Genomic DNA, 4308 nt, shown 5'->3' on the forward strand with positions numbered 1-4308 from the left:
CAGCCCGGAGTTCGTTCGCCCGCACTTCATGATCGCGACGGGCATCGAGAACAGCTACCCGACGATCGCCTTGCCCGATGGCCGGATCAAGCGCGTGGACAGCATGGCCAAGTCCGACCACTACCGGCGCTGGCGGGAGGACTTCGAGAAGGTCAAGGAGCTGGGCATCGGCTTTCTGCGCTACGGTCCGCCCTACTACCAGGTCCACCAGGGCCCAGGCTCGTACGACTGGGCGTTCGCCGACGAGACCTTCCACGCGCTGCGCGAGATGGGCATCACGCCGATCGCGGACTTGTGCCATTTCGGCCTGCCGGACTGGCTGGGCAGCTTCCAGAACCCGGACTTCCCCCGGCACTTCGCCGAGTACGCGCGGGCCTTTGCCGAGCGCTACCCCTGGGTCCACCTGTTCACGCCGGTCAACGAGATCTTCGTGACGGCCCTGTTCTCCGCGCGCTTCGGGTGGTGGAACGAGCGGCTTCAGGACGAGCGCGCCTTCGTGACCGCCATCAAGCATCTGTGCCAGGCGAACGTGCTGGCGATGCGCGCCATCGCCCTGGTCCGGCCAGGAGCGACGTTCATCCAAAGCGAGGTCTCGGAATACTCGCATGCGGAAGACCCGGAATGCCTCGCGGAGTGCCGCTTCCTGAACGAGAAGCGCTTCTTGGCCCTCGACCTCACCTATGGCTACCCGATCTCCGCCACCATGTTCGAGTACCTGCTCGCCAATGGCTTCACGACCAAGGACTATCACTGGTTCGCCCAGCACCGGGTGAAGGCCAACTGCATCATCGGCACCGACTATTACGAGACCAACGAATTGCTGGTGTCGCCGGACCGGCCGACCACCCAGGCCGGCGACGTGTTCGGCTACTACATCCTGTGCCGGCAGTATTTCGACCGCTACCGCCTGCCGATCATGCACACCGAGACCAACATGGCCGAGCCGCGCAGCGTCGCCTGGCTGCGCAAGCAGGCAGCGACCATGGTGCGGCTCAAGCAGGACGGCATCCCGATCGTGGGCTTCACCTGGTACAGCCTGACCGACCAGGTCGACTGGGACACCTGCCTGCGCGAGGACAACGGCCGCGTGAATCCGCTGGGCCTCTACGACCTCGACCGCAAGATCCGCCCAGTCGGCGAGATGTATCGGGCACTGATCCAAAAGTGGGAAGCCATTCTCGCGACCGACAGCATCGTGCTCACCTTGGGCTACTGATGTCTCAGGGCCGTCTCGACGAGCCGGATGATGGCGCGTCACATGGCCATACCTGAAACACCGGCAGCGACCTCGCCTCCGGTTGACGAACAATTTTCCGCAGCGCACGGTGTAGCCTGAGGGCTGCCAAGTCGGGCATGGCAGGCGACGGCGGCCGGATCGGGGCAAGCCGGTGGAGAGCGGCGATGGCATGGGTGCGGGGAATCGGCAGGCTGGGCGGTGCGCTGGCCCTGGCCGGCATGGTGGCGCTGGGGGCGCTGCCGGGGCAGGCCGGCGCCAGCGGGGCAGAGCGCGGGGCCGTGCCGTCGGCCGCCGTGCTGGACGACCTGCCGAACCCGCCGGAGATGCGCAGCAAGAACGGCGTGCTGGCGGGCACGCTACGGTTCAAGCCGGCCGAGATCGTCGTGCGCGGCCGCAAGGTCGTCTCCAACGTCGTCAACGGCAACTACATGGCGCCGACGCTGCGCATCCGCCCCGGTGACACGATCCGGGTCAAGGCGGTCAACGAGATCGGGCCGTCCCAGGTCAACATCAGCCGGCCGCAGCCGACCAACGTGCATTTCCACGGCATGGACGTGTCGCCGAAGCTGCCGAACGGCGACAATGTCTTCCTTCGGATCAATTCGGGCCAGGACCTGCGCTACGACGTGTTCGTGCCCAAGAACCACCCGCAGGGACTGCACTGGTACCACGCGCACGTGCACCATTATGTCGACGACCAGATCAGCTCGGGCATCTCCGGCATGCTGATCGTGGATGGCGCCATCGAGAGCCAGTACCCCGAGCTCGCCCGGCTGCGGCAGCGGGTGATGGTGTTCAAGGACTTCACCTTCCCCGGCTTCAAGGACGGCGACGCGCGGGCAAAGTCGCTGAACGGCTTCGCCAACCCGCCGATCCGCTCGCGTCCCGGCGAGTTCCAGATCTGGCACCTGGGCAATCTCGGCGCCGATGCCTTCTTCGACATGAAGCTGACGGACCACAAGGTCTGGCTGATCGAGCGGGACGGCAACCTCCTGCTGGACCCGGTGCGGATCGACCATGTCTTCCTGCCGCCAGGTGCGCGGGCCACGGTGGTCGTGCAGGCCGGCAAGGCGGGGCGCTACCCGTTCCGCCACCAGAACGTCGACACCGGGCCGGCCGGGGACCCCAACCCGTCGGTGCAACTCGGGACGTTCGTCGTGGACGGCGTGCCCCGGGCGGGCGGCGGCGCCATCCTGCAGCGGCTGCGCAACGGCCCGGCCTACCCAAAGCGGCTCCAGCCCAATGCCGAATCGGTCGCCAAGCTGAAGGTCGACCGGACCCGCTATATCGACTTCTCGGAGAGTGCCGACGGCGACACGTTCTTCATCAACAACAAGACCTACAAGGAAAGCCGGATCGACGTCACCACGCGGGTGGGCCAGGTCGAGCGCTGGATCGTGCGCAACTACTCGCAAGAGTACCACGTCTTCCACCTCCACCAGACCGAGTTCCTGGTCAAACAGGTCTCGGGCGACCCGAACCAGACGCTGGGCGGCGGCCTGCGCGACGTCGTCAACATTCCCTACGCCGTGAACGGCAAGCCGGGCTTTGCCGAGCTGATCGTGCCGTTCACCAACCCGATCATCGCCGGCCAGTTCGTGTTCCACTGCCACCTCGTGCAGCACGAGGACCAGGGCATGATGGCGAACATCCGGGTCCTGCCGCGCCAGACGATGGCGGAGCAGATCTGGGACAAGGTCACCGAGTTTGCGGGCCTGGACCTGCCCGCGCTGTGGCAGAACGCAAGTGCAGCCGAAAGCCTCGACGCGCAGCTGGAGGCCAACATCTGCCGGTCCGACACCACCGGGCAGGTCGCGGTGCGCTGAAGGCCCGGCATCTTTGCCGCCGCTTCTGGCCGGCAGGTGTGCTATCCTCGGCGCTCCACCGCGACAGGGCTGGAAGGAAGCACGATGGCGGCCACGGAGGAACGGAGCCAGGACCAGGGCAAGCTGTGGGCGGCGGGCGAGGTCTATGAGCCCTATGTCGGGCGCTGGAGCCGCAAGGTGGCACCAAGGTTCCTAGCGTGGCTGGACGTGCCGGCAGGTGCGCGCTGGCTGGATGTCGGCTGCGGTACCGGGGCGCTGACGGGTGCCATCCTCGAGCACCACGCACCGGCCTCGGTCCTCGGCATCGATCCGTCCGAAGGCTTCTTGTTCCATGCCCGGCAGCACGTCCTGGACGAGCGGGCCGCGTTTCGTCCAGGGGATGCCCAGGCGCTGCCGGTCGAGGACGGGGCGTTCGATGCGGTGGCAAGCGCGCTCGTGCTGAACTTCGTGCCGGACCCGTCACGCGCGGCGGCGGAGATGCGCCGGGCCACCAGGATGGGTGGCAGAGTCGCCGCCTATGTCTGGGACTATGCGGACGGCATGCAGCTGATGCGCCGGTTCTGGGACGCGGCCATGGCGCTGGACCCAGCGGGGGCCGGTGCCAAGGACGAGGCGCTGCGCTTCGGGCTGTGCCGCCCGGAGCCACTGCGCGCCCTGTTCGGGCAAGCGGGGCTGCGGGACGTGGAGGTGACGACGATCGACGTGCCGACCGTCTTTCGCGACTTCGACGACTACTGGACGCCGTTCCTGGGCGGACAGGCGCCGGCACCCGCCTACTGCATGTCGCTCAGCGAGGACCGGCGGGCCGCCTTGCGCCAGCGGCTCCGCGCGACCCTGCCGGTCGAGGCGGATGGCAGCATCCGCCTCGCGGCGCGGGCCTGGGCGGTGCAGGGCATCGCCTGAAGGCCCCTTGCCTCAGGCGCCGACGGCGCCTTCCTGGACGATCACCTCGACCCGGCGGTTCTGCTGCCGCCCGGCCGCGGTGTCGTTCGGCGCCTTGGGATAGGATTCGCCCATGCCGCGGGCAACCAGCCGTGCCGGGTCGACGCCTGCCGCCACCAGCTCCGCCCGGACCGCATTCGCCCGCCGGTCCGACAGCTCGAGATTGTAGGCGTCGGAGCCGGTGCTGTCGGTATGGCCCTCGATGATCGCGCGTGCCTCCGGGAAGTCCCGCAGCGCCGATGCGACCCGGTTCACCTCGCGCAGGCCGCCCACGGTCAGCGTCGCCTGGTCAACGGCGAACAG

At 67.9% G+C, this 4308-nt stretch carries 4 protein-coding genes; 3 read left to right on the plus strand and 1 reads right to left on the minus strand.

The features are described from left to right. Positions 1 to 28 precede the first annotated feature (28 nt). The 3 genes from VHL31_RS08820 (at position 29) to VHL31_RS08830 (ending at position 3966) form a co-directional block, all read left to right on the plus strand. The gene (locus VHL31_RS08820) at positions 29 to 1216 is read left to right on the plus strand and encodes a family 1 glycosylhydrolase (protein WP_349262398.1); all 1188 of its coding nucleotides are present in this window, start codon (positions 29 to 31) and stop codon (positions 1214 to 1216) included. Between the two features lie 185 nt (positions 1217 to 1401). After that, positions 1402 to 3063: a multicopper oxidase family protein gene (locus tag VHL31_RS08825; RefSeq protein ID WP_329660842.1), complete on the plus strand. Its 1662-nt coding sequence runs from the start codon at positions 1402 to 1404 to the stop codon at positions 3061 to 3063. 84 nt (positions 3064 to 3147) lie between these two features. Continuing rightward, positions 3148 to 3966: a class I SAM-dependent methyltransferase gene (locus tag VHL31_RS08830; protein ID WP_329660843.1), complete on the plus strand. Its 819-nt coding sequence runs from the start codon at positions 3148 to 3150 to the stop codon at positions 3964 to 3966. A 12-nt stretch (positions 3967 to 3978) separates the two neighbouring features. On the opposite strand, the gene VHL31_RS08835 is transcribed toward VHL31_RS08830, so the two are convergent. Continuing rightward, on the minus strand, positions 3979 to 4308 hold a 330-nt coding region (locus VHL31_RS08835; RefSeq protein ID WP_329660844.1), incomplete at its 5' end, for an OmpA family protein.

The organism is Geminicoccus sp., from assembly GCF_036263595.1.
In the GTDB taxonomy this organism is placed as follows: domain Bacteria; phylum Pseudomonadota; class Alphaproteobacteria; order Geminicoccales; family Geminicoccaceae; genus Geminicoccus.